The following is a 21,182-nucleotide window of genomic DNA, read 5'->3' as shown; positions in this document are numbered from 1 at the left end:
GCCGACCGCTCCGGCCGGCGCTCCGGTCACCCGTGCGGAGGTGAGACCCTGGTGGGGTGAAGAGCACGGACACCGCATTCGTCGGCGGCCCCCTGGACGGCCGGATCCTCCCCGTCCCGCTGGGGCCGATGTTCGGCGTGCCGAAGAAGTACACGGTGCCGGTCCCCGCGCACGGGGACACCCCGGCGCGCACACTGGTCTACGTCCGGTCCAAGCAGGTGCGGGGCATCAGCTGGCACTGGCGCTACGAGTTCGACGAGGCGGCCACCGCCCGCGCGTCCGGCTGACGGCCGCGCCCCGCGCGTCCCGGGCCGCCCTCGCAGCCTCCCCGGGAGGACGGCATGGCGAGAACGGTACGGCACCCCAGGTCCCGCTCCCAGGCGGTCGCGCACCACAACCGGCAGGTCGCCGGCGTCACCGGGGCCCTGCTGGTGGTGGTGAGCCTCTACACCGTGGTGATCGGCCCGAACGGCTGGCTCTGGTTCGGCTGGGCGGTGCTGCTGCTCGCCTGCGTGGCCCTGTTCGCGGTCCGCTCCTGAGCGGCCGCACCGCCCGTCGCCCCGGTACCGGTCGGCACCCCGCACCGGTCAGTCGTCCTCGGCGAGGATCAGGTACAGCTTCTTGCGGGCCTCGGTGAGCACCGCCAGGCCCTTGGTGCGCTGCGCCTCGGTGCCCGTCGTCATGACCTGACGGATCGCCTGGTCGACGGCGGCCAGCGCCTGGCCGACCTCCTGGACGGCCTCCCAGTCGACCTCCCGGCCGGCCTCCGCCCACGGCTCGGCGGGCCCCGCCTCGGCCACGGCCCGGCCCGCCTCGGTGAGCGAGACCAGCCGCTTGCCGCCGACCTCCTCGGCCGTGATCAGGCCCTCCTCCTCCAGCAGCTGGAGGTTGGGGTAGATCGAGCCGGGGCTGGGCCGCCAGGCCCCGCCGGTCCGCTCGACGATCTCGGCGATCATCTCGTAGCCGTGCATCGGCCGTTCCTTGAGCAGGGCCAGCAGCGAGGCGCGGACGTCCCCGCGCCGGGCCCGGCCGCCGCGCCGACCGTGCGGACCGCCGCGCCGGCCGCCGTGCCCGCCGAAGCCGTGGCCGAACGGGCCGCCCGTCGGGCGACCGGGGCCGCCACCGCCGAACGGCGGGCCGAAGCCGCCGAAGGCCTCCCGGCCGTCGAAGCCCTCGAAGCCCTCCGGCCCGGGGCCCGGCCCGAACCGGCGCCGAGCACCGCGCGGGCCCTCTCCCTTGAATCGCATTCCCGGGTTTCCTGAGCGCATGGCGCCCACCTCCTTGTCGACCGAGCCAGTCGAGTTACTGTCTCGATAGCTCGACGATATATCGGTGACTGTCGCTCGTCAATGGATTCCGACACGGCCGCCGGACGCGGCGCCCGTCCGCGACCCAGCCGCTACGGTGGCGCGCATGGCCGGAGAACGAGACCTTGCGACCCTGCTGCGCGGAATGCGCCCGCTGCTCAACCCGGGGCGGTACGTGTACTGCACGCTCCCCGCGAAGGTGCCCGCCGGAATGCGGCCGGTGGTGACCGTCGCCGAACCGGAGGGGGTGACGGTGGTGGTGACCCAGGAGGAGGCCGACGCGCTCGGCCTGCGCTACTCGTACGTGGCGGCCTGGATCACCCTCCGGATCCACTCCGCCCTGGAGGCCGTCGGCCTGACCGCGGCCGTCTCCGGGCGGCTCGCCGAGGAGGGCATCAGCTGCAACGTGGTGGCCGGCTTCCACCACGACCACCTGTTCGTCGGCGCCGACGACGCCGAGCGCGCCGTCCGGGCCCTCGAGGAGCTGGCCGCCCGGTCCACCTGACGCAGCCGCCGGGTGGCCGCCCCCGGGCGACCCCCGGACACTGGGAGCAGGCCGCCCGGCCACCCCGGCCGGCCGGCCCCGACCGGAAGGAGACGGCCGCCATGGCCATCTGCGTCACCTGCGGCAACGACTACTGGCTCGCCTTCGAGATCAGGACGGTCACCGGCGACACCTACACCTTCGACAGCTTCGAGTGCGCGATGGAGAAGCTCGCGCCGCGCTGCGAACAGTGCGACGTCCGCATCGTGGGCCACGGCGTGGAGGTCGCGGGCATGTTCTTCTGCTGCGCCAACTGCGCCCGGGTCAACGGCGGCCTGGGCGAGCAGATCCGCGACGCCGTCGGAGCCCACCCGTCCTGACCCCGCCGGCGCCCGCCCCGGAGCGGGGCGGGCGCCGGAACACCACCGAGGGCCCTCCCACCTGTCGTTTCCGCAGGTCGGAGGGCCCTCGTGAAGTCAGGGGCGGAAGAGTCGGCCTTGTACGCCGGGTTCTGTCTCCCGGGTTGCTCGCGCGGCCCGGGGAGGCGGCCATCCATCTAGGACTGCCGTTGCCGACAGCCTCGTGCGGTCTACCCGCGAGCTCGGGCGAGCAGCCCTCGAACACTCGCGCACGGTGCCCGAGGGCACCGATCTTGACCTTGCTCCAGGTGGGGTTTACCGAGCCGGCCGGGTCACCCCGGTCGCTGGTGGTCTCTTACACCACCGTTTCACCCTTACCCTCCGCCGAAGCGGTGGGCGGTCTGTTTTCTGTGGCACTGTCCCGCGGGTCACCCCGGGTGGGCGTTACCCACCACCCTGCTCTGTGGAGCCCGGACGTTCCTCGGCGGGTCCTGGGACCCGTCGCGACCGCCCGGCCGGCTCTTCCGCCGTAGTGGTCATCGTAGCCGCTCGGGCGGCGCCTCCCGCACACCGGACCGGTCCACCGGCGGATCGCCGCCGAGGCGGGCGGCCACCCGGGCGGCCGTCCCGGTGGCCCACGCGGTCGTGGTGACCAGGCCGAGGACGGAGATCGCGCAGCCCAGGCCGACCAGGATCCACCAGCCTGCGTGGGTCGCCGGGGCGAAGCCCGTCGCCACCGGGCCGACCACGGCCGCCGTCACCACCGTGCCGATCACCGCCACCCCCAGCGACTGGCCGACCTGCCGGCTGGTCGAGGCGACCGCCGCGGCCACCCCCGCCTGGGCACGCGGCATGCCCGAGACGGCCGCGTTGGTGATCGGCGCGTTGACCGTGCCGAAGCCGAAGCCGAAGAGCGCGTACGCGACCAGCAGCAGCGCCGGCGGGGAGTCCGCGGCCAGCCGGGTCAGCAGCAGTCCGCTCGCGGCCAGGCCCAGCCCGGCCGCGACCAGCGGTCCGCGCGGCCCCCGGGCCGCGACCACCCGCCCGGACAGCGGCGCGCAGACCAGCATCATCCCGGCCATCGGCAGCGTCCACAGGCCGGCCTCGATCGGGCCGTAGTGCCGGACGCCCTGCAGGTAGAGGGTGTTGAGGAAGAGGAAGCCGCCGAGTGCCGAGAAGGCGCAGACCGCGGTGACGGTGGCCCCGGTGAACGGCGCACCGGCGAAGAACCGAGGGTCCACCAGCGGCTCGGCCACCCGCCGCTCCCAGAGCGGGAAGGCGACCAGCGCGGCCAGCGCGGCCGCCGCCAGGGCGAGGATCAGCGGGGACGTCCAGCCGTGGCCCGGGCCCTCGATGATGGCGGCGGTCCCGCAGCCGAGCAGGACGACCATCAGCAGCTGCCCGACCGGGTCGAGCCTGCGCGGCCGGGGCGAGCGGGACTCCGGGACGAAGCGGACGGTCAGGGCGATCGCGACCAGGGCGACCGGGACGTTGATCAGGAAGATCGACGGCCAGCCGGCCGCGTCGACCAGGAAACCCCCGAGCAGCGGGCCCAACGCCATCGAGAGGCCGACCACCCCGCCCCAGACGCCGATCGCCCGGGCCCGCTCCCGCGGGTCGGTGAAGGTGTTGGTGATGATCGACATGGCCACCGGGTTCAGCATCGAACCGCCGACCGCCTGCAGGGCGCGGAACGCCACCAGCCACTCGAGGTCCGCCGCCAGGCTGCACAGCAGCGAGCCGAGCGCGAAGCACGCCAGCCCGGTCGTGAACACCCGGCGGCGGCCGAAGCGGTCGGCCACCGAGCCGAACAGCATCAGCAGGGAGGCGAGGACCAGGGTGTAGGCGTCGATGATCCACTGGAGCCCGGACGCCGGGGCGTCGAGGTCCCGCTGGATCGCCGGGAGCGCGACGTTCACCACGGTGTTGTCCAGACCGACGATGAACAGGCTCAGGCAGCAGATCGCGAGGACGAGCAGACGGCGGCGGCGCTCCGGGGCGCTGGAGGGGTCGGCTTCGGGCACGCACCGATCCTCCCATCCCCGCGGCGCTCAGACGGCGGCGAAGCGGACCGTCCGGGTGGCCGGGTCGGCCCGGGTCAGCCGGACCCGGACCAGGCCGCCGAGCGGCAGGGCGCCGGGCGCCGCGGCGCCCGCGTCGGCCGGGCCGTCGCAGCGGGCCCGGACGGCGGGCTCGCGCAGCTGCACCGTGCCGGAGCCGGGCCGCTTCCCGTCCACGTCGACCACCACCGCGGTGAAGTCCTCGCCCTCCCGGCCCGTGAGCAGCTCCGCCTCGACCAGGTCCACGCAGGCCCGTTCGACCTCGGCCGCCCGGCGGTCCCCGGTCGCCATCAGGCCCGGCACCTCGGGCAGCGCCTCGCGCGCCCAGTCCGGCACCTCCTCCCCGGCCGCCACCGCGGCGCACACCTCCTGCGCGAAGCGGTCGCCGAGCCGGCGCAGCGGCGCCGTGCAGTGCGCGTACGGGGCGGCGAGCGCGGCGTGGGCCGGATCCGCCGGGGCGGGCAGGCCGCGGGCTTCGTCGAAGGCCCGGTAGCCGGCGCCCCGCAGCAGGCCGGTGCACGCGTTGAGGAAGGCGGCGTCCAGCGGGGTGTCCGGGTCCAGCGAGCGGACCAGCTCCGGGTACGGGAGCGCCTGCGGCCAGTCCACGTCCAGTGCGGCGGCGATCCGGCGCAACCGCTCGTACGCGGCGGCGGGGGCGGCCGGCAGGGTGCGCAGCAGGCCGACGCCCGCGTCCAGCATCAGTTCGGCCGCGGCCATGCCGGTGAGCAGCGAGATCTGCGCGTTCCAGCCGTCGGCCGGGCCGGCGGCGCGGTAGCCGAGCACGTACCCGTGCAGGGTCTCCTCCACCTCCTGCTCGGGCACCGGCAGGCTGACGCCGCCCCGCGCGCGCTCCTGCTCCTCGCGCAGCCGGCCGACGGCGGCCAGCAGGGCGAGCTGCTCGTCGGCGCCGCCCAGTTCCACCGCGCGCTCGACGGCGGCGTAGTCCAGGCGCCGGTGCGAGCGGACCAGGGCGCGGCGCAGGTCGGCGAGCAGCACGGCGCCGTCGGCGTCGAGGTCCAGCTGCCAGAGCAGCGCGGGCCGGGGCTCGCCGGGCAGCAGGCTGGCGGCGTCCTCGGAGATCCGGGCGGGGTGGAGCGGGACGCGGTGGTCCGGGAAGTAGAGGGTCTCGACGCGGCGGCGGGCCTCGGCGTCGATCGCGCCGCCCGGGCGGACGAAGGCGGCGACGTCGGCGATGGCGTAGTACACCCGGTACCCGCCGCCGGGGCGGTGGGTCAGGTGCATGGCCTGGTCGAGGTCGCGGGAGCCGGGCGGGTCGACGGTGAACAGGGGCAGGTCGGTCGCGTCGTACTCGGGGAGCCGGGGGCGTTCGGCGGCCTCCTCCGCCTCGGCCAGCACCGGTTCGGGCCACTCGGTGTGGACCTCCAGGCTGGCGCGGAGCTCGGCCAGTTCGGCGTTGATCCGGGCGGAGTCGGCGGCCTTGACGCGCAGTTTTCGGCGAGGCATGCAGGCAGCGTAGGGCGAATCGGGTGATTCCGGACGGAGGCGGCCGCCCGGCGGCGTGCCGCGAACTCACCGCCCCAGCAGGGACTTGAGGTCCTTGGCGGCCAGCGAGACCGCGTCGTCGTAGCCCCCGGTGGCCAGCCGCAGCATGAAGGCCACGGCGTCGTCCGGGTGCGGGTCGGTGTACGGCTCGGCGTTGTAGTCGAGGAACAGCAGCATCGCCTCGAAGGCGGTGCGCTTGTTCCGGTCGACCAGCGGGTGGTTGCGGGCCAGGCTCTGGCCGAGGGCGGCCGCCTTGGACCAGAGGTCCGGGTAGGCGTCGCCGCCGAACAGGCTCGCCTGCGGGCGGGCGATCGCCGAGAGCAGGCCGCCGAGGTCGCGGACGTTCCCCGGACCGCCGGCGAGGTAGGTGACGTCGTCGAGGTCCAGGTACTCGGTCACAGGTCCTTGAGCCTCTCCAGCGTCTCCGCGTTGGCCGCACGGATCCGGGCCACCAGGGCCGCACGGCGCTCGGCCCGGCCCGGCCCGGCCTGCTCCGGGGGCTCCGACGGATCCGGGGACTCCGGGGACGGCTGCGCCGCCGGCCGGGACGGCGGCCTCGGGTGCTCGGTGAGGACGTCCGGGACGGCGGAGCGGCGGACGTCGAAGGCCAGCTCGGCGGTGTCCGAACCGGCCGGCGCCTCCGTCACCCGGACCCTCCCGGCCATCACGGCCTCGGCGGCCGCGCGCACCGCGAACTCGAGGGCCTGCCGGGTCTCCGCCGGCAGGCCGGCGGGCACGGGCACGGACACGGCCTCCGCCGCGGCGTCGTCGTCGCCGGGCACCGGGTCCAGGGGTCGCAGGGTCATCTCGTTCACGCTCCTCGTTGCTCACGGTAGTGGCGGACGCCTGCCGGGCCCACCGGATTTCGGGGGCGCGGGCACGGACCGGGCGCGGAAGGTGCGGAAGGTGCGCGCGGGAGGTACGGGCGGGGGCGGCCGGGCGGCCGTCCCCGGCGGTGGTCGCCCCCGCCGGGGTCCGGCGGCCCGGCGGTAGGGTGGCGGGGTCCGTCTGCCACAAAGTGTTGAGGAGTCCGCTGTGCTGGTGCTGTTGCCGCCCTCGGAGGGCAAGGCCGCGTCCGGGGACGGCGTGCCGGTGGCACTCGACCGGCTGTCGCTGCCCGGGCTGACGGCCGCGCGCGGCGCGGTGCTGGACGCGCTGGTCGGCCTCTGCCGGGGCGACGAGGACACCGCCGCCGGGGTGCTGGGGCTCAGCCCGGGCCTGCGCGGGGAGGTCGCCCGCAACGCCGGGCTGCCGACGGCGGGGGCGCGGCCGGCTGGCGAGGTGTACACCGGCGTGCTGTTCGACAACCTGGGCCTGGCCACGCTGGACGCCGCCGCGTACGACCGCGCGGAGCGTTCGCTGCTGGTCTTCTCCGGTCTCTGGGGCGCTGTGCGGATCTCCGACCGGATCCCGCCCTACCGGTGCTCGATGGGCGTGAAGCTGCCGCCGCTGGGGGCGCTCGGAGCGTACTGGCGGGGCGCGATGGCCGACGTGCTGCCCGAGGTGGCCGACGGGCTGGTGCTGGACCTGCGCAGTTCGGCGTACGCGGCGGCGTGGAAGCCGGCCGGTGAGGTGGTGTCCCGCACGGCGACCGTCCGGGTGCTGCAGGAGCGCAACGGCAGGCGCACGGTCGTCAGCCACTTCAACAAGGCGACCAAGGGCCGTCTGGTGCGGGACCTGCTGGTCGCGGGGGCCGAGCCGAAGACGCCCGGTGAACTGACGGACGCGCTGCTGGGCCTCGGCCACCGGGTGGAGGTGGCGGCCGAGGGGACGGCGCGCAAGCCCTGGCAGCTGGACGTGGTGGTCACCGAGGTGCACTGAGCGCGGCGGCCCCGCGGCGCGCCTCCGGGGCGGGGCACCGGCCCCGGCGGCGCGGACGCTCAGCGCAGGTGCGAGGTGTCGTTGAGCAGCCGCAGCGAGGCGTTGCCGTCCGCGTAGTACTGGACGGAGCACAGCGCGGCGGCGGACAGCTCCATCCGGTACATCGAGTCCGGCGGGGCGCCGAGGGCCAGGCGGACCAGCGTCTTGATCGGGCTGACGTGGGAGACCACCAGCACCGTCCGGCCCGGGTTCCGCGCGATGATCTTGTCCCGGGCGACGCCGGCCCGGTGGGTGAGCGTGGTGAAGCTCTCGCTGCTGCCGGTCGGCTTGGCCTTGGCCGAACCGAGCCAGGCCGCCAGGTCGTCCGGGTAGCGCTCCTGGACCTCGGCGAAGGTCAGGCCCTCCCAGTCGCCGAAGTCGACCTCGCGCAGCCCGTCCTCGTACCGGACCTCCAGGCCGAGCCGGGCCGCGACGATCTCCGCGGTCTGCCGGGTGCGGCGCATCGGGGAGGCCACCACGGCCTGGACGCTGCCGCGCGCGGCGAGCGCCGCGGCGGCCCGTTCGGCCTGCCAACGGCCCCGGTCGGAGAGCTCCGGGTCGGTGCCGCCGCTGCCGGAGAACCGCTTCTGCGGGGTCAGCGCCGTCTCGCCGTGGCGCAGCAGGACGAAGGTGGTCGGGGTGCCGAGGTCGGCCTCGGCCGCCCAGCCGGCCCTGGGGGCGGCGGTCTCCAGCGGCGGTTCCGCGGCGACGGCGGCGGCCTTCGGCCGGGGCTCCCACTGGCGGCCGGCCCGGCCCGCGTCCATCGCCTCGTTGGCGAGCCGGTCGGCGTCCTTGTTCCGCTCGCGCGGGATCCAGGTGTACGTCACCCGGCCGCGCGGCAGGACGGTGCGCGCCTCGGCGGCCAGCGGCTGCATGTCGGGGTGCTTGATCTTCCAGCGGCCCGACATCTGCTCGACGACCAGCTTGGAGTCCATCCGGACGTCCACCGAGGCGTCCGGGTCGAGGTCCCGGGCCGCCTTGAGGCCGGCGATCAGGCCCCGGTACTCGGCCACGTTGTTGGTGGCGTGGCCGATGAACTCGGCGGCCTCCGCGACGATCTGCCCGGTGTCGCCGTCCCGGACCACCGCACCGTAGCCGGCCGGCCCCGGGTTGCCCCGGGACCCGCCGTCAGCCTCGACGACGAAGCGTGCCGCCACCGGTTCAGGCGCCCGAGTCGGCGGTCCGGACCAGGATCCGCGAGCAGTTCTCGCAGCGGACCACCTTGTCGGCCGGCTCAGCCTTGATGGCGTTCAGCTCGGTGATGGAGAACTCGGTGCGGCAGCCCTCGCAGCGGCGCTGGTACAGCCGGGCCGCGCCGACGCCGCCCTGCTGCTCGCGCAGCTTGCCGTAGACCTTGAGCAGGTCGGCGGGGATGACGGCGGCGACGGCCTCGCGGTCCCGCTTGACCTTCTCGGCCTCGCCGTCGATCTCGGCGAAGGCGGCGTCGCGGCGGGCCTCGGCCTCGGTGAGGACGACGGTGGAGTGCTCCAGGCGGGCGCCCAGCTCGACGACCCGGCCCTGGGCGCTCTCCAGCCGCTCCATGACCTCCAGCACGACCTCCTCCAGGTCGCCCTGGCGCTTGGCCAGCGAGCCGATCTCGTGCTGGAGGTTCTCCAGGTCCTTCGGCGAGGTGATCGCGCCGGAGTCGAGGCGCTGCTGGTTGCGGGCGGACCGGGCGCGGACCTGCTCCACGTCCCCCTCCGCCTTGGTCAGCTCACGGGTGGTGTCGCCCTGCTGGGCCTCGGCGGCGACCACCAGGTCCTTGAGCGCGGTGTGGTCGGCGGAGGCCTTCTCGATCTCGGCGTGCTCGGGCAGGGTCCGGCGCCGGTGGGCCAGCTGGTCGAGCTTCGAGTCGATGGCCTGGAGGTCGAGCAGGCGGATCTGGTCGGCGGGCGCGGCGTTCAAGCGGAGGGCTCCTGTGAATCGGGTCAGGCGGTGAAGGACATGGGGGCGTGCGCGGTCCACGGGTCGGTGACCCGGTGGGAGACCTTGGTCTCCACGGCCCAGCCGCGCTTGTCCGCGGCGGCCAGCAGGGCCCGCTCGGCCAGGGTCAGCCAGGGCCATTCGGTGGCCCAGTGCGCGGCGTCGACCAGCGCGACCGGCGCCGCCTCGGCGGCCTCGGACGCCGGGTGGTGGCGCAGGTCGGCGGTGAGGTAGGCGTCCACCCCGGCCGCCCGCACCTCGGCGAAGAATCCGTCGCCCGAGCCGCCGCACACGGCGACCCGGCTCAGCAGCCGGTTCGGGTCCCCGGAGACGCGGACCCCGGCGGCGGTGGCGGGCAGGCCCCTGGCGACCTGCGCGGCGAAGGCGGACAGCGTCAGCGGGGGCTCCAGCAGGCCGATCCGGCCGGAGCCGCGGCGGCCCAGCGGGTCGGTCGGGTCCGGCACCAGCGGGCCGGTCACCCGGAGTCCGACCGCCTCCGCCAGCGCGTCCGAGACACCGGGGTCGGCGTGGTCGGCGTTGGTGTGCGCGACGTGCAGGGCGATGCCGTTGCTGATCAGCGTGTGCACCACCCGGCCCTTGAAACCGGTCGCGGCGACGCTGGTGGTGCCGCGCAGGTAGAGGGGGTGGTGGGTGACGACCAGGTCGGCGCCCCATTCGACGGCCTCGTCCACGACCGTCTGCACGGGGTCGACGGCGAACAGCACGCGGCCGACCTCGGCCTGAGGGTCCCCGCAGACCAGGCCGACGGCGTCCCAGGACTCCGCCCACTGCGGGGGGTAGACCTCTTCGAGCGCGGTGATGACGTCGGACAGTTTCGGCACCTGTCGAGACTACCGTGCGCGCGGGGGCGGTCGGGCCCCGGCCGTGGGGCGGGGCGGGCCGGGCCGCGGGGGCCGGAGGAGTCCGGGGTGCCGTTCGGGCGGGGCGCGGGCCCCCGTCGGGCGGGGGTCGGGCCGAGCGGGGGCGGCGTTCGGACGGAGGTGCCGTCGGCGTACGGATGCGCGTCAACCGGCGTAGGGGGCGGCCGGGAGCGGCCGGCGCAGCCTCCGCGCCTCCGCACGCCGGGCGCGCGTTGCTCACACCGGGGCCCTCGCACGAAGGCGAAACGAAGCCCGGATCACCCTTATGAGTGAAGTGACCGGCGCTCCGTTGAGTCACCCCCGCCTCGAAAGTAACTTCAGTCCTGCGAACGGGAGTTGCCCCGGGAGGCGCCCCGACTTGGCGGTCCGGACGGCGCTCCGCCCCGCGCGGGCCCGGCAGGAGCGGGCACCGGGCGGGGCACGGCGGGGCCGGTGACTCCGGCCCCCGGGGCTCCCGCTCCTTCCGAGGAACCGATCAGGCCGGGGCGTCGGCCCGGGTGCCGGAGCAGTGGGCACCCGGGCCGGCGGCCCAGACGAAGGGATGTGGCGGCGCATGGAGGCGGACACATCGCTGCGTACGGCCGCGGGCGGGGAATCGGCGGGCCACGGGCCGGATGCGGCGGCCCCGTGGCCGGGGACGACGCGGGCGGCGCCGGCCGGCGCCGGAGGCCGGGGAGGCGACGGCGACCGGGAGGTCGCCGTCGAGGGCCTCCGGTGCACGGCCGGGCCGTCCGCGTCGGGTCCGCCCGGTCCACCGGATCCGCGACGGGCCCGCGTCCGGAGCCGGCACGGCCGGAGGTCCACCGGTGCCGCGGCACGTCGAGCGGGGTGATCGGGACGTGAACCTGGCCACCCGGACCGTCACGCCGGCGCTGCGCCGGCTGGGCTTCGCCTTCGCCGCCGACGGCGGACACGCTGCCTGCCTGGCCTCGGCCGCCGACGGCGGCTGGTACGCGGAGAGCTGGCGGCTGCCCCCGGACGGCGGCCCGGCCGCCCCGCTCGCCCTGCCGCTGTCCGGCAACCGCTCGGAGGACCTGCGCTCCCACCTGGTCGCCCTGCCGGACGGCTCGGTGCTGATCTGCCGCCACGACGGGGACCGCCACGACCTGGTCCGCCTCTCCTACGGCGGGACCTCCGCCGCGGAGCAGCCGGTGGCCACCATCCGGATGCCCGGGCTGCGGCTGCTGGCGCTCCCGACGGGCCCCGGCGCCGGCCCCCGCACGCCCGTCGCCCTGGCCCTCGGCACCGACAACCGCCCGGCCACCACCGCCTGGCTGGTGCGCACGGACGGCAGCGAGCCCGAACGGGTCGCCGAGATCCCCGGACTGCACGGCGGCGGCACCTGGCTGGACCGCACCGGTGACCTGCTGGCGCTGGACCGGGTCGACGCCGGGCTCGTCCGCAGCGTGCTGCTGGACCTGCGCAGCGGCACGACCGCCCCGCTGCTGGAGATCGGCGGGCACAGCAACGACCGGCTGGTGCTGTTCGACCCGGACAGCGGGTTCGCGATGGTGCGCAGCGACGCACCGGGCACCGACCGGCTCGGCTGGGGCGTGCTGGGCGGCGGCGAGCCGCTGCGGTTCCCGGCGTGCCTGCACGTCGCGGGCACCGTCCTGCGTCCGGTGGCGCTGCGGCCGGACGGCGACGGCCTGCGGGTCGCGGTGCAGGTCGACCACGGCGCCGGCTCGGCGCTCGCCCTCTGGCGGCCGGGCACCGGCCGGCTCGAACCGCTCCCCGTCCCGCCCGGCCGGCTCGGTTCGGTCGGGCACTGGGGCGGGGCGGCACTGCGGCTCCCCTACTCCTCGCCCGACCACCCCGCGGCGCTGGCCGCCCTGGACGTCGACGCGCTGCTCGCGCACGGCCCCGCCCCGGCCGCCGGCGGACCGACGCCGCTGCCGCTGCAACTGGCGCCGCTGGGCTCCGGGCCCCCCGGCCCCTGGCGGGGGGCGGGGCTGCCGTGGCAGCCCGACGGCCCGCGGGCCACCCGCACCCCGCCGCCGGGCTGGCGGGTGGACGGCAGCACCGCGCCCGGCGACGGCGGCCGCTGGCAGCCCGCCCAGAGCCTCGAACTCGCCGGCCCCGCAGGGCCCCTGGAGGCCGTGGTGTACGGCGGGGACGCCTGGCTGAGCAGCCCGCACCTGGTGCTGGCACTGCACGGCGGCCCGGCCGACGCCTGGCGGCTGGAGTTCGACCCCGCGCTGCAGCGGATGTCCGCCGAGGGGCTGGCCGTCGTCGCCCCCAACCAGCGCGGCTCCACCGGTTACGGGGTGGCGCACGCGATGGCCATCCGGGGCGCCTGGGGCGGGCCGGACCTGGACGACGTGCTGCACCTGCTGGACGGCATCGCCGGGCAGCGCGCGGCGCTCGGCCTGGAGCCCCCGGCCCTGTTCGGGGTCAGCTACGGCGCGTTCCTCGCCCTGCTGGCGGCCGCGCACGCGCCCGCGGAGCAGGTGTCGCGCTGCGCGGTGGTCGCCCCGTTCCTGTCCGGCGCCCGGCTGCTGGCCGAGGCCGCCGGGCCCGTCGGGGCGTTGACCACCCGGCTGGGCGGCGGCGAGACGATCGCCGACGCCCGCGGCCCGCGCGACGTCCTACAGCTCGCGCACCGGCTGACCGCACCGCTGCTGATCGTGCACGGCAATCGGGACGAGGTCGTCCCGGTCGGCCAATCCCGGTCGCTGCGGCACGAGTTGCTGCGGATCGGCCGGGCCGAGGGAGTGGACTTCCGCTACGTCGAGGCGGCCGGCTCCGGCCACGAGGTGCTCGCCGAGGAGGGCGCCGCCGTCCTGCACGAACTGCTCGCCGGATTCCTGCGGACCGGCCGACCGGGCTGATGACGCCGCCGGTCCCGGCCCCCGGGCGCGCATCGTGATCTCGATAGGATCTCGTCCGTTCCGGCCGTTATGGTGGCCGGGGCACGGGCCGCGATCACCGGCTGTGGCGCGTACCGAGCGCCCGATCGGGGACCGGGCCGCGCGCCACCGCGCCGGCCGGGCGCCGATGACCTGCACCCTCGCACGGAGAAGACGATTCTGATGTCCGACACCCTCACCGACACCACCGGACCCGCGGCCAACGGGACCGACGCCGACGAGAACACGGCCGAGGACACCGCGTCGCACGGCCGGCACCGCGGACGGTCCGCCGCCGACGACAGCCCCGCGGCCGACCCGCACGGCCGGCACCGCGCCGCGGCGCGCCTGGGCTGAGCACGCACGCACGGAAGGGCCCGCCGGGGACGCACCCCGGCGGGCCCTTCCGCGTCCGGTGCCGGCCGCCTCAGCCCAGCGTCACGACCGTGCGCAGGGCCTCGCCGCTGCGCATCTGCGCGACGGCCTCGTTGACGTCCGTCAGCGGGACCCGGTGGGTGATCATGGCGTCGAGGTCGATCCGCCCGGCCCGCCAGAGGTCGACGACCAGCCCGATGGTGCGGGCGACGGGCGCGCCGCCGTAGAGCGAGGGCAGCAGGCGCTTCTCGTTGAAGAACAGCTCGCCCATGGTGAACTGCGCGCGGTCGTCCTGCGCGCCGGCGCCGATCACCACGACCGCGCCGCCGCGCCGGGCGGCGTCGTACCCGGCCCGGACGGTGGCGGCCCGGCCGACGGCCTCGAAGACGTAGTCGAAGCCGCCGCCCGGCAGGCCCTTGGCCGCGGCCCTGAGCTCCTCGGGGGCGAGGGCCTCGGTGGCACCGAAGGAGAGCGCCCGCTCGCGACGGGACGCGACCGGGTCGACGACGGTGATCCGGGCGGCCCCGCAGACCCGGGCGCCCTGGACGGTGGCGATCCCGACCCCGCCGGCGCCGATCACCGCGACGGAGGAGCCGGGTTCGACCCGGGCGGTGTTGACGGCGGCGCCGACGCCGGTGGTGACGCCGCAGCCGATCAGCGCGGCGGCCTCGTGGGGCAGGTCGGCGGGCACCTTGATGACGGCGTCGGCGGAGACCACGACCTCCTCGGCGAAGGCCCCGGTGCCGTAGAACCCGGAGGCCTCGACGGCGGCGCCGCCCTCCTCGAAGCGGAAGCCGGGCGCGCCGAGCCGCCGCAGGCTGGCGACGCACAGGTGGCCCCGGCCGTGCTCGCAGTGCGCGCAGCGGCCGCAGGGAGCCATCCAGCAGAGCACCACGCGGTCGCCGGGGGCGATGCCCCGGACGCCGTCGCCGACCTCGACGACGTCCCCGGCGCCCTCGTGCCCGGGGACGAACGGCGCGGGCTGCGGCAGGACGCCGCTCATGGCGGAGAGGTCGGAGTGGCAGAGGCTGGCCGCGCGCATCCGGACCCGTACGGTGCCCGGGCCGAACCCGACGGCCGTCACGTCCTCCCGGACGTCGAGGGTGTCCTGACCGGTCTTGTGCAGGACGGCTGCGCGCATGGGGCTGCTCCCGGTGTGCCTGGTGTGCCTCGGATCGGCGGTCGGGCCGATTCTGGCACGGGCGGCCCGGCGGGACTAGAACACGTTCCAGGGCCCCTGTGGTCCCCCCGTCTACCGTCGAGTAGGGTCCGGGGCGAGCACGTCCGCCCCCGTCCCGGACGTCCCGAACCCGAGGAGCACCGCATGTCCGACCTGCTGGAGAGCGCCCGCCCGGCGCCCGAGGTGCTGGCGGCGTTCGAGGCGGCGACCGGGTTCATGCCGGTGGACGAGGGGCTGGCGCTGTACGCGGCGGCGGTGACCGCGGCGCGCGGCACCGGGCTGCCGGTGCTGGAGATCGGCACCTACTGCGGGCGCTCCGCGGTCCTGCTGGCCGCCGCGGCCCGGGAGACCGGGACGGTCGCGCTCACGGTGGACCACCACCGCGGCTCGGAGGAGCAGCAGCCCGGCTGGGAGTACCACGACCCGACGCTGGTGGACCGGGAGGTGGGGCTGATGGACACCCTGCCGCGGTTCCGCCGCACCCTGCACGCGGCCGGGCTGGAGGAGCACGTGGTGGCCCTGGTGGGCCGCTCGCCCCGGATCGCCGCCCTGTGGGGGCGGCCGCTGGCCCTGGTGTTCATCGACGGCGGGCACACCGACGAGCACGCGACCGGCGACTACGAGGGCTGGGTCCCGCACCTGGCGCCGGAGGGGCTGCTGGTGGTGCACGACGTGTTCCCGGACCCGGCGGACGGCGGCCAGGCCCCGTACCGGGTGTACCTGCGGGCGCTCGCCGAGGGCTTCGAGGAGGTCTCGGTGACGGGCTCGCTGCGGGTCCTGCGCCGCACGGCGGGCTGAGCCTCCCCCGCCGTCCGCCCCGGCGACCGCCGCACCCCGCCCGTCGCACCCCGCCCGGGACGCCCCGACGGGCCCCGCGAACCCTCCCGCCCGGCCCCGACGCGCACGGACGACCGCCGCGCCTCCGGCCGATCCGCCGAGCCGCCCCACAGCCACACCCCGATGCTCTAACGTCGTGCCGGGGCTGTCGGGCGGGGGTTCGAACGGTACGGTGTCCGCGCAGCACCAGGCAGAGCAATCGGCGGACGGTGGGGGCTAGCGGCACATGACGGACCAGCACAACACCGCTCCGGCGGTCTGGGACCCCACCGCGCGCGGTGGTGCGGGCGGCTGGGTGCGCGGCCCGCAGCAGGCCCAGGGCGGGGAGGCCGCCGGCCCGCCGCCGGTCGTGACCGGCCCCGTCCCCCCCGGCCCCGTGGCCCCGCCGCCCACCGCGGGCGCCGTGGGCGACCAGGGCCCCCCGCTGGCCGCCCGCCCCTACCTGGCCGCCGCACCCGGCCACGAGGCGCCGACCGCGCCCGCCTTCCCCGCCGCGGCCCCGCAGCCGCCCGCCGCGCCGCCCGCCTCGCCGTTCCCCTCCCACGCGACGTCCCAGCGCACCGCCCCGGGCCCGGGTCACGTCGCGGGCCGGGAGGCCGGCCCCGGCTACGTCTCCGGCCAGGCCCCCGGCCCCGGCTACGTGTACCCGCCGCAGCCGCCCGCCGGCCCTCCGCAGGCCCCGTACGGGCACGGCCCGGGCCCGTACCCGGGCGGTCCCGGGCAGCCGGGGTACCCGGCCGGCCACCCCGCCGACTACCCGAACGACTACGCGGACCCGGACGACGGGGACCGCCCGGGCAACCGGAAGGCCCCCCTGCTGATCGGCTTCGCCCTGCTCCTGGTGCTGGCGGTCGGCGGCGGCCTGCTGATGGCCGCCAGGAACGGCGACGACAAGAACGGGCAGGCCGCGCCCGCCCCGTCGGCCACCGCCCCGACCTCGGCCGGCAACCCGCCGCCGGCCCCGGCCCCGACGGGCACCGACGCCGCGCCGAGCGGCGCCGCGACCGACCCGGCCTCGGCCGGCGCCACGCCGAGCCCCACCGCCTCCGGAGCCGGCCCGAACGCCAAGGGCCAGGCCCAGGCACTGGACGACCTGCTCACCCAGGGCGAGAGCGCGAAGGCCCCGATCGGCAGCGCGGTCGCCAAGGTGACCAGCTGCCCGGCGAAGGCCGACATCGAGAGCGCGGCGCAGGTGTTCGACAACGGTGCGAAGCAGCGCGACGACCTGCTGCGCAAGCTCGCCGGGGTGGGCGTCGGCGACGTGCCGGGCGGCGCCGACGCGGTGGCCTCGCTGAAGCAGGCCTGGCAGCTGTCGGCCGACATCGACCGGGCGTACGCGAGCTGGGCCCGGGCGGTGGCCGGCCAGGGCTGCTCGGGTTCGGCCCCGAACACCGCCGACAAGAAGCACGCCGACGAGCTCAACCCGCAGGCCACCCAGGCGAAGAAGGACTTCGCCGCCAAGTGGAAGCCGATCGCCGACAGCTACGGCCTCACCCCGCGCACCCAGGACAGGATCTGAACCACCCGTGACCGGCTCCGCCTCCCGACCGCCCCGCCGTTCCGCCCTGCTGCGCGTCACCACGGTGGTGGGCGCGGCCGTACCGCTCTGCATGGCGGGCTGGTTGGGCTGGCAGGCCCTCGAAGGCCCCACCCCGGTGAGCGCCGCGGGCACCTCCGCCGCGGCGCCCACCACCCCGTCCGGCACCGACCCGTCCGGAGGACCGGGGGCGCAGGGTGCGTCCGGCGCGCCGGACGCCTCGGGCACCCCGGCCGCGGACCGGCCCACCGCGGCCTCCCCGGCTCCGTCGGACACCGCGGCCGCCACCGCCTCCCCCGGCGCCTCCGGCTCGCCCGACGCGACCGCGCTCAGCGGCCGCACCGTCGTGCTCGACCCCGGCCACAACCCGGGCAACTCCGCGCACACCACCGAGATCAACCGTCAGGTCGACATCGGCAACGCCCACAAGGAGTGCGACACCACCGGCACCGAGACCAACGCCGGCTACACCGAGGCCGAGTACACCCTGGACGTGTCCCGCCGGGCGCGGGCCATCCTCGCCGCCCGCGGCGCCACCGTGGTGCTGGTGCAGGACGGTGACCGCCCGTGGGGCCCGTGCATCGACGAACGCGCCCGGGCGAGCGCCGCCGCGCACGCCGACGTCGCGCTCTCGGTGCACGGCGACGGCGGCCCGGCGAGCGGCAGCGGCTTCCACGTGATCATGCCGGCGCGCGTGGTGGCGGGGAAGGCGGACACCTCCACGATCGTCGAACCCTCGCACCGGCTCGGCCTGCTGCTGCGCGAGCACTTCCGCGCGGCGACCGGCGAGCAGTACGCGGACTACGTCGCGAACCAGGGCCTGGACACCCGCTCCGACCTGGGGGGCCTCAACCTGTCCACGGTCCCCAAGGTGTTCATCGAGTGCGGTAACATGCGCAACCCGGCGGACGCGAAGCGGATGACGGATCCTCAGTGGCGGCAGCAGGCGGCACAGGGGATCGCAGACGCGCTGACGGCGTATCTGACCACGCGGTAAAGGGAGTTGGGGCGGGCCGGCCCGGTGGGCGGCAGCGCGCCCGGCCCGCGCCGTTTGCAACGACTTCGCCCCATTACCGGTCCCGCCGTGCGCCGGCGGCGCGGTTGGGCCTAGGCTTCTGGTCCGTTCGGGAGTTTCGGCCGGTCAGCCCGACCGCACGAACCGCCGACCACGACACGTCAACGAGGGGAACGTTAGTGAATCTGCGCGCTCTCACCAGGGGAGACGCCGCCGTCGCAGGCGCGGCCGTCCTGCTCTTCATCGCCTCCTTCCTGCCCTACTGGACCGTGGACTGCAGCGGCCGGTACTGCGGCGACACGTCGCAGAACGCGTGGAGCACCCAGCTGTTCCCCATCCTGCCCTCGATCTACCTGCTCGGCATCGCCGCCGCGGTGCTGATCCTGCTGCAGCGGTTCCAGGGCCCGGCCGCGGCCGGCCGCCAGGTGCTCGGCCTCCGGCTGGACCAGTGGGGCATCGCGTTCGCCGTCACCGCGCTGTGGACGGCGCTGTGGTCGCTGGGTGGCGGTCCGTCGGGTTCCGGCTTCGGTCACGGCTTCGGCGCCTGGCTCGGCCTGATCTCGCTGATCGTGCTGGCGGGTGCGGCCGCGGCCGCACCGCTGGTGCCGGCGCTGAAGGCCCCGCTGGTCACCGACCGCCCGGCCGCCGTGCCGTACCAGGGCTACCCGGCCCCGGGCCAGCCCGGCCAGCCCGGCCAGTACGGCTACCCGGGCCCGGGCCAGGACCCGAACCAGGCCCCGGCGTACGGCGCCCAGCCCGGCGGCTACGGCTACCCGGCCGGTGCGGCCGCCGGCCAGCCGCAGGACGCGGCCGCCCCGGCCCCGCAGCCCGTCCCGGCCGCGCAGGCGCAGCCGGCCCCGGCGGCCCCGGCGGCCGACTTCGCGCCGTTCTGGTTCGCCGTGCCGGCCCCGCGCCCGCTGGCCCCGAAGGACAACCCGGTCGGTGCCCCGATCGGTGAGCTGGTGCCCGGTACCTGGTACCTGGCGGTCGAGCAGCGCGGCTCCGCGCTGGTCGCCCAGCTGGCGGACGGCAGCCTCGGCCTGCTGGCCGACACCGCGGGCATCCAGCGCGGCTGACGCCCCGGCGGTACGGCGAAGGGGCGGGACCGGATCTCTCCGGTCCCGCCCCTTCGCGCTGTCACGTCCCTTCGCCGTCCCGCCCCTTCGCGCCGGCCCGGCGCGGGCGGGTCAGCAGCAGTCCCGGACCACCAGCCCGGCGGGCAGCTGCTCGCCGCCGAAGACCGCGACGGTCGCCGGGTCACCGCCGAGCGCGGCGACCGCGAGCAGCAGTGCGCCGGCCGTCCAGGTGGTGCGCTCCTCCGGCCAGATGGCGTCGTCCTCGAAGACGTACCCCGTCCAGTACGAGCCGTCCTCGTGCCGCAGGTGCTCCTGGATCCAGCGCAGGATGTCCACCGCGCGGTCGGACTGGCCGATCGCCCAGAGAGCCAGGGCCAGTTCGGCACTCTCCCCGCCGGTCACCCAGGGGCGGTCGCTGACGCAGCGCACGCCGAGCCCGGGGACGACGAAGCGGTCCCACTCCCGGTCGATGCGCTCGACCGCCGCGTCGCCGCGCAGGCCGGTGCCGAGGACCGGGTAGTACCAGTCCATCGAGTAGCGGTCCTTGTCGAGGAAGCGCTCGGGGTGGTGCGCCACGGCGTGCCCCAGCCGGCCGGCCGCGAGCTCCCAGTCCGGCTGCGGCTCCTCCAGGTACTCGGCGATGGCCAGGCCGCAGCGCAGCGCGTGCAGGATGCTGGACGAACCGGTGAGCAGCGCCTCGTCGGTGGCGGTGCCGTCCTCGTCGAGGCGCCAGGCGATCGGGCCGCCGGGCAACCGCAGGCCGACGATGAAGTCCAGGGCGCGCCGGACGACCGGCCAGATCCACTCCAGGAAGGCGTCGTCGCCGGTGCTGAGGTGGTGGTGCCAGACGCCGACGGCCACGTAGGCGCAGAAGTTGGTCTCCTTGGCGTGGTCGGTGACCACGCCGTCGGTGTAGGCGGCGTACCAGGAGCCGTCGGGGTTCTGGCTGGCGGCGAGCCAGCGGTAGGCGGCCTCGGCGGCGGCGTGCTCGCCGGCGGTGTCGAGGGCCATGGCGGCCTCGGTGTGGTCCCAAGGGTCCAGGTGGTGGCCGGCGAACCAGGGTATGGCACCGTCGGGGCGCTGTTCGGCGAGGATGCTGCGGACGGTGCCGGCCGCCTGCTCGGCGTCGAGCACCCCCTCGAGCAGCAGCACCTCGGGGACGGCCGCGGTCATGCGCCCGCCCTCCGCGGCTTCGAGGCGTACGCGACGAAGCTCTTGCCGATGACCGGGTTGAGGGCCCGCTCGGCGGCCTTGGTGAGGGTGCTGATCACCGGGGTGCCGACGATGTCCCAGACCAGCAGCTGGTGGTAGGCCTTGACCGGCAGCGCCTTGTCGTTGTCCACGCCGACGGCGCACTTGATCCACCAGTACGGCGAGTGCAGCGCGTGCGCGTGGTGGGTGCCGTACGGCTCCAGGCCGGCGTCCTTGAGCTTGCCGAGCAGTTCGTCGCCGCGGTAGATCCGGATGTGGCCGCCCTCGACCTCGTGGTACTCGTCGGACAGCGCCCAGCAGATCTTCTCGGGCAGCCAGCGCGGCACGGTGACGGCGAGCAGGCCGCCGGGCTTGAGGACCCGGAACATCTCGTTGAGCACGCCCTTGTCATCGGGTATGTGCTCCATCACCTCGGAGATGATGATCTTGTCGAAGTACTCGTCCTCGAACGGCAGCGCCAGCGCGTTGCCCTCCATCGCGACCGCCGACGCGCCCTCGGGGGCCTCGCCGGCCTGCTCCATCGCGGCGAACCACTTCTTGACCTCGGCGATCTCCTCGGTGTTCTGGTCGAGGGCGATCACGTTGGCGCCGCGGCGGTAGCACTCGAACGCGTGCCGGCCCCCGCCGCAGCCCAGGTCGAGCACCCGGTCGCCGGGGGCGAGCGGGAAGCGCGAGAAATCGACGGTCAGCACTGCAGGGCTCCCATTCCTTTTGCTACCAAGCG

General features: G+C 76.1%; 22 protein-coding genes and 1 other RNA gene. 11 read left to right on the top strand and 12 right to left on the bottom strand.

Going from position 1 to position 21,182, the window contains the following annotated elements:
• Window positions 1-56 precede the first annotated feature (56 nt).
• The gene (locus tag ACIRS1_RS04215) at window positions 57-287 is read left to right on the top strand and encodes a hypothetical protein (protein WP_360214574.1); all 231 of its coding nucleotides are present in this window, start codon (window positions 57-59) and stop codon (window positions 285-287) included.
• Between the two features lie 54 nt (window positions 288-341).
• Entirely contained in the window at window positions 342-539 is a 198-nt protein-coding gene (locus ACIRS1_RS04210) for a hypothetical protein (RefSeq protein WP_360214572.1), read from the top strand.
• Between the two features lie 48 nt (window positions 540-587).
• On the opposite strand, the gene ACIRS1_RS04205 is transcribed toward ACIRS1_RS04210, so the two are convergent.
• Complete coding sequence (locus ACIRS1_RS04205; protein ID WP_402836658.1) at window positions 588-1,247, bottom strand: helix-turn-helix transcriptional regulator; 660 nt, start codon at window positions 1,245-1,247, stop codon at window positions 588-590.
• A 166-nt stretch (window positions 1,248-1,413) separates the two neighbouring features.
• On the opposite strand from ACIRS1_RS04205, the gene ACIRS1_RS04200 reads away from it, so the two are divergent.
• Together ACIRS1_RS04200 and ACIRS1_RS04195 are read left to right on the top strand one after the other, a co-directional pair.
• Window positions 1,414-1,812, top strand: coding sequence for an ACT domain-containing protein (locus ACIRS1_RS04200; protein ID WP_360214568.1), 399 nt, complete (start codon window positions 1,414-1,416; stop codon window positions 1,810-1,812).
• Between the two features lie 101 nt (window positions 1,813-1,913).
• Window positions 1,914-2,171 (top strand): Prokaryotic metallothionein, encoded by a 258-nt coding sequence (locus tag ACIRS1_RS04195; RefSeq protein ID WP_402836656.1) that lies wholly within the window; start codon window positions 1,914-1,916, stop codon window positions 2,169-2,171.
• Window positions 2,172-2,274: 103 nt separating this feature from the next.
• Here ACIRS1_RS04195 and rnpB read toward each other — a convergent pair.
• The 5 genes from rnpB to ACIRS1_RS04170 all read right to left on the bottom strand — a co-directional run bounded on the left by rnpB (window position 2,275) and on the right by ACIRS1_RS04170 (window position 6,519).
• Window positions 2,275-2,673: RNase P RNA component class A (gene rnpB / locus ACIRS1_RS04190), an RNA gene on the bottom strand.
• Between the two features lie 13 nt (window positions 2,674-2,686).
• Complete coding sequence (locus ACIRS1_RS04185; protein WP_402836654.1) at window positions 2,687-4,174, bottom strand: MFS transporter; 1,488 nt, start codon at window positions 4,172-4,174, stop codon at window positions 2,687-2,689.
• Between the two features lie 27 nt (window positions 4,175-4,201).
• Window positions 4,202-5,674, bottom strand: a complete 1,473-nt coding sequence (locus ACIRS1_RS04180; protein ID WP_402836652.1) for an RNB domain-containing ribonuclease — start codon at window positions 5,672-5,674, stop codon at window positions 4,202-4,204.
• A gap of 66 nt (window positions 5,675-5,740) precedes the next feature.
• Window positions 5,741-6,112 (bottom strand): Fic family protein, encoded by a 372-nt coding sequence (locus ACIRS1_RS04175; RefSeq protein ID WP_360214560.1) that lies wholly within the window; start codon window positions 6,110-6,112, stop codon window positions 5,741-5,743.
• Window positions 6,109-6,519 (bottom strand): hypothetical protein, encoded by a 411-nt coding sequence (locus ACIRS1_RS04170; protein WP_402836650.1) that lies wholly within the window; start codon window positions 6,517-6,519, stop codon window positions 6,109-6,111. The genes ACIRS1_RS04175 and ACIRS1_RS04170 overlap by 4 nt, the downstream gene beginning before the upstream one ends.
• 229 nt (window positions 6,520-6,748) lie before the next feature.
• On the opposite strand from ACIRS1_RS04170, the gene yaaA reads away from it, so the two are divergent.
• Entirely contained in the window at window positions 6,749-7,534 is a 786-nt protein-coding gene (gene yaaA / locus ACIRS1_RS04165) for a peroxide stress protein YaaA (RefSeq protein ID WP_396316839.1), read from the top strand.
• A 59-nt stretch (window positions 7,535-7,593) separates the two neighbouring features.
• On the opposite strand, the gene ACIRS1_RS04160 is transcribed toward yaaA, so the two are convergent.
• Genes ACIRS1_RS04160 through ACIRS1_RS04150 form a run of 3 tightly spaced genes read right to left on the bottom strand, consistent with a single transcriptional unit; the run spans window position 7,594 to window position 10,338 of the window.
• Entirely contained in the window at window positions 7,594-8,730 is a 1,137-nt protein-coding gene (locus tag ACIRS1_RS04160) for a bifunctional RNase H/acid phosphatase (protein WP_402836648.1), read from the bottom strand.
• A gap of 4 nt (window positions 8,731-8,734) precedes the next feature.
• Entirely contained in the window at window positions 8,735-9,478 is a 744-nt protein-coding gene (locus ACIRS1_RS04155; protein ID WP_402836646.1) for a zinc ribbon domain-containing protein, read from the bottom strand.
• A gap of 23 nt (window positions 9,479-9,501) precedes the next feature.
• On the bottom strand, window positions 9,502-10,338 hold the full coding sequence (locus ACIRS1_RS04150; RefSeq protein ID WP_360214550.1) for a Nif3-like dinuclear metal center hexameric protein: 837 nt from the start codon (window positions 10,336-10,338) through the stop codon (window positions 9,502-9,504).
• An 878-nt stretch (window positions 10,339-11,216) separates the two neighbouring features.
• Between ACIRS1_RS04150 and ACIRS1_RS04145 the strand changes: the two genes are divergently transcribed.
• Window positions 11,217-13,208 carry an alpha/beta hydrolase family protein gene (locus tag ACIRS1_RS04145; protein WP_402836644.1) on the top strand — a complete coding sequence of 664 codons (1,992 nt, stop codon included), beginning with the start codon at window positions 11,217-11,219 and terminating at the stop codon, window positions 13,206-13,208.
• A gap of 201 nt (window positions 13,209-13,409) precedes the next feature.
• Window positions 13,410-13,583, top strand: a complete 174-nt coding sequence (locus ACIRS1_RS04140; protein WP_360214546.1) for a hypothetical protein — start codon at window positions 13,410-13,412, stop codon at window positions 13,581-13,583.
• A gap of 70 nt (window positions 13,584-13,653) precedes the next feature.
• On the opposite strand, the gene ACIRS1_RS04135 is transcribed toward ACIRS1_RS04140, so the two are convergent.
• Window positions 13,654-14,742, bottom strand: a complete 1,089-nt coding sequence (locus ACIRS1_RS04135; protein ID WP_360214544.1) for a Zn-dependent alcohol dehydrogenase — start codon at window positions 14,740-14,742, stop codon at window positions 13,654-13,656.
• Window positions 14,743-14,925: 183 nt separating this feature from the next.
• Between ACIRS1_RS04135 and ACIRS1_RS04130 the strand changes: the two genes are divergently transcribed.
• The 4 genes from ACIRS1_RS04130 (at window position 14,926) to ACIRS1_RS04115 (ending at window position 19,246) form a co-directional block, all read left to right on the top strand.
• Window positions 14,926-15,579 carry a class I SAM-dependent methyltransferase gene (locus ACIRS1_RS04130; protein WP_360214542.1) on the top strand — a complete coding sequence of 218 codons (654 nt, stop codon included), beginning with the start codon at window positions 14,926-14,928 and terminating at the stop codon, window positions 15,577-15,579.
• Window positions 15,580-15,844: 265 nt separating this feature from the next.
• Window positions 15,845-17,137: a hypothetical protein gene (locus tag ACIRS1_RS04125; RefSeq protein ID WP_402836641.1), complete on the top strand. Its 1,293-nt coding sequence runs from the start codon at window positions 15,845-15,847 to the stop codon at window positions 17,135-17,137.
• A 7-nt stretch (window positions 17,138-17,144) separates the two neighbouring features.
• Window positions 17,145-18,152 (top strand): N-acetylmuramoyl-L-alanine amidase, encoded by a 1,008-nt coding sequence (locus ACIRS1_RS04120; RefSeq protein WP_402836639.1) that lies wholly within the window; start codon window positions 17,145-17,147, stop codon window positions 18,150-18,152.
• A gap of 197 nt (window positions 18,153-18,349) precedes the next feature.
• Window positions 18,350-19,246: a hypothetical protein gene (locus ACIRS1_RS04115; protein ID WP_360214536.1), complete on the top strand. Its 897-nt coding sequence runs from the start codon at window positions 18,350-18,352 to the stop codon at window positions 19,244-19,246.
• Between the two features lie 111 nt (window positions 19,247-19,357).
• On the opposite strand, the gene ACIRS1_RS04110 is transcribed toward ACIRS1_RS04115, so the two are convergent.
• Together ACIRS1_RS04110 and ACIRS1_RS04105 are read right to left on the bottom strand one after the other, a co-directional pair.
• On the bottom strand, window positions 19,358-20,419 hold the full coding sequence (locus ACIRS1_RS04110) for a prenyltransferase (RefSeq protein ID WP_360214534.1): 1,062 nt from the start codon (window positions 20,417-20,419) through the stop codon (window positions 19,358-19,360).
• Window positions 20,416-21,150 (bottom strand): class I SAM-dependent methyltransferase, encoded by a 735-nt coding sequence (locus ACIRS1_RS04105; protein WP_360214532.1) that lies wholly within the window; start codon window positions 21,148-21,150, stop codon window positions 20,416-20,418. Before ACIRS1_RS04105 ends, ACIRS1_RS04110 begins: the two co-directional genes overlap by 4 nt.
• Window positions 21,151-21,182: the final 32 nt, after the last annotated feature.

It is taken from the genome of Kitasatospora sp. NPDC101176, from assembly GCF_044768035.1.
In the GTDB taxonomy this organism is placed as follows: domain Bacteria; phylum Actinomycetota; class Actinomycetes; order Streptomycetales; family Streptomycetaceae; genus Kitasatospora.
Note: the sequence above shows the minus strand (reverse complement) of the source record. Positions and strands in the feature narration are given on the sequence as shown.

Excerpts from the sequence above, each read along its gene's own strand:
- ACIRS1_RS04170 (WP_402836650.1), bottom strand. The coding sequence starts at position 6,519 with ATGACCCTGCGACCCCTGGACCCGGTGCCCGGCGACGACGACGCCGCG.
- ACIRS1_RS04195 (WP_402836656.1), top strand. The coding sequence starts at position 1,914 with ATGGCCATCTGCGTCACCTGCGGCAACGACTACTGGCTCGCCTTCGAG.
- ACIRS1_RS04110 (WP_360214534.1), bottom strand. The coding sequence starts at position 20,419 with ATGACCGCGGCCGTCCCCGAGGTGCTGCTGCTCGAGGGGGTGCTCGAC.
- ACIRS1_RS04200 (WP_360214568.1), top strand. The coding sequence starts at position 1,414 with ATGGCCGGAGAACGAGACCTTGCGACCCTGCTGCGCGGAATGCGCCCG.
- ACIRS1_RS04125 (WP_402836641.1), top strand. The coding sequence starts at position 15,845 with ATGACGGACCAGCACAACACCGCTCCGGCGGTCTGGGACCCCACCGCG.
- ACIRS1_RS04205 (WP_402836658.1), bottom strand. The coding sequence starts at position 1,247 with ATGCGATTCAAGGGAGAGGGCCCGCGCGGTGCTCGGCGCCGGTTCGGG.
- ACIRS1_RS04210 (WP_360214572.1), top strand. The coding sequence starts at position 342 with ATGGCGAGAACGGTACGGCACCCCAGGTCCCGCTCCCAGGCGGTCGCG.
- ACIRS1_RS04130 (WP_360214542.1), top strand. The coding sequence starts at position 14,926 with ATGTCCGACCTGCTGGAGAGCGCCCGCCCGGCGCCCGAGGTGCTGGCG.
- ACIRS1_RS04140 (WP_360214546.1), top strand. The coding sequence starts at position 13,410 with ATGTCCGACACCCTCACCGACACCACCGGACCCGCGGCCAACGGGACC.
- ACIRS1_RS04180 (WP_402836652.1), bottom strand. The coding sequence starts at position 5,674 with ATGCCTCGCCGAAAACTGCGCGTCAAGGCCGCCGACTCCGCCCGGATC.
- ACIRS1_RS04135 (WP_360214544.1), bottom strand. The coding sequence starts at position 14,742 with ATGCGCGCAGCCGTCCTGCACAAGACCGGTCAGGACACCCTCGACGTC.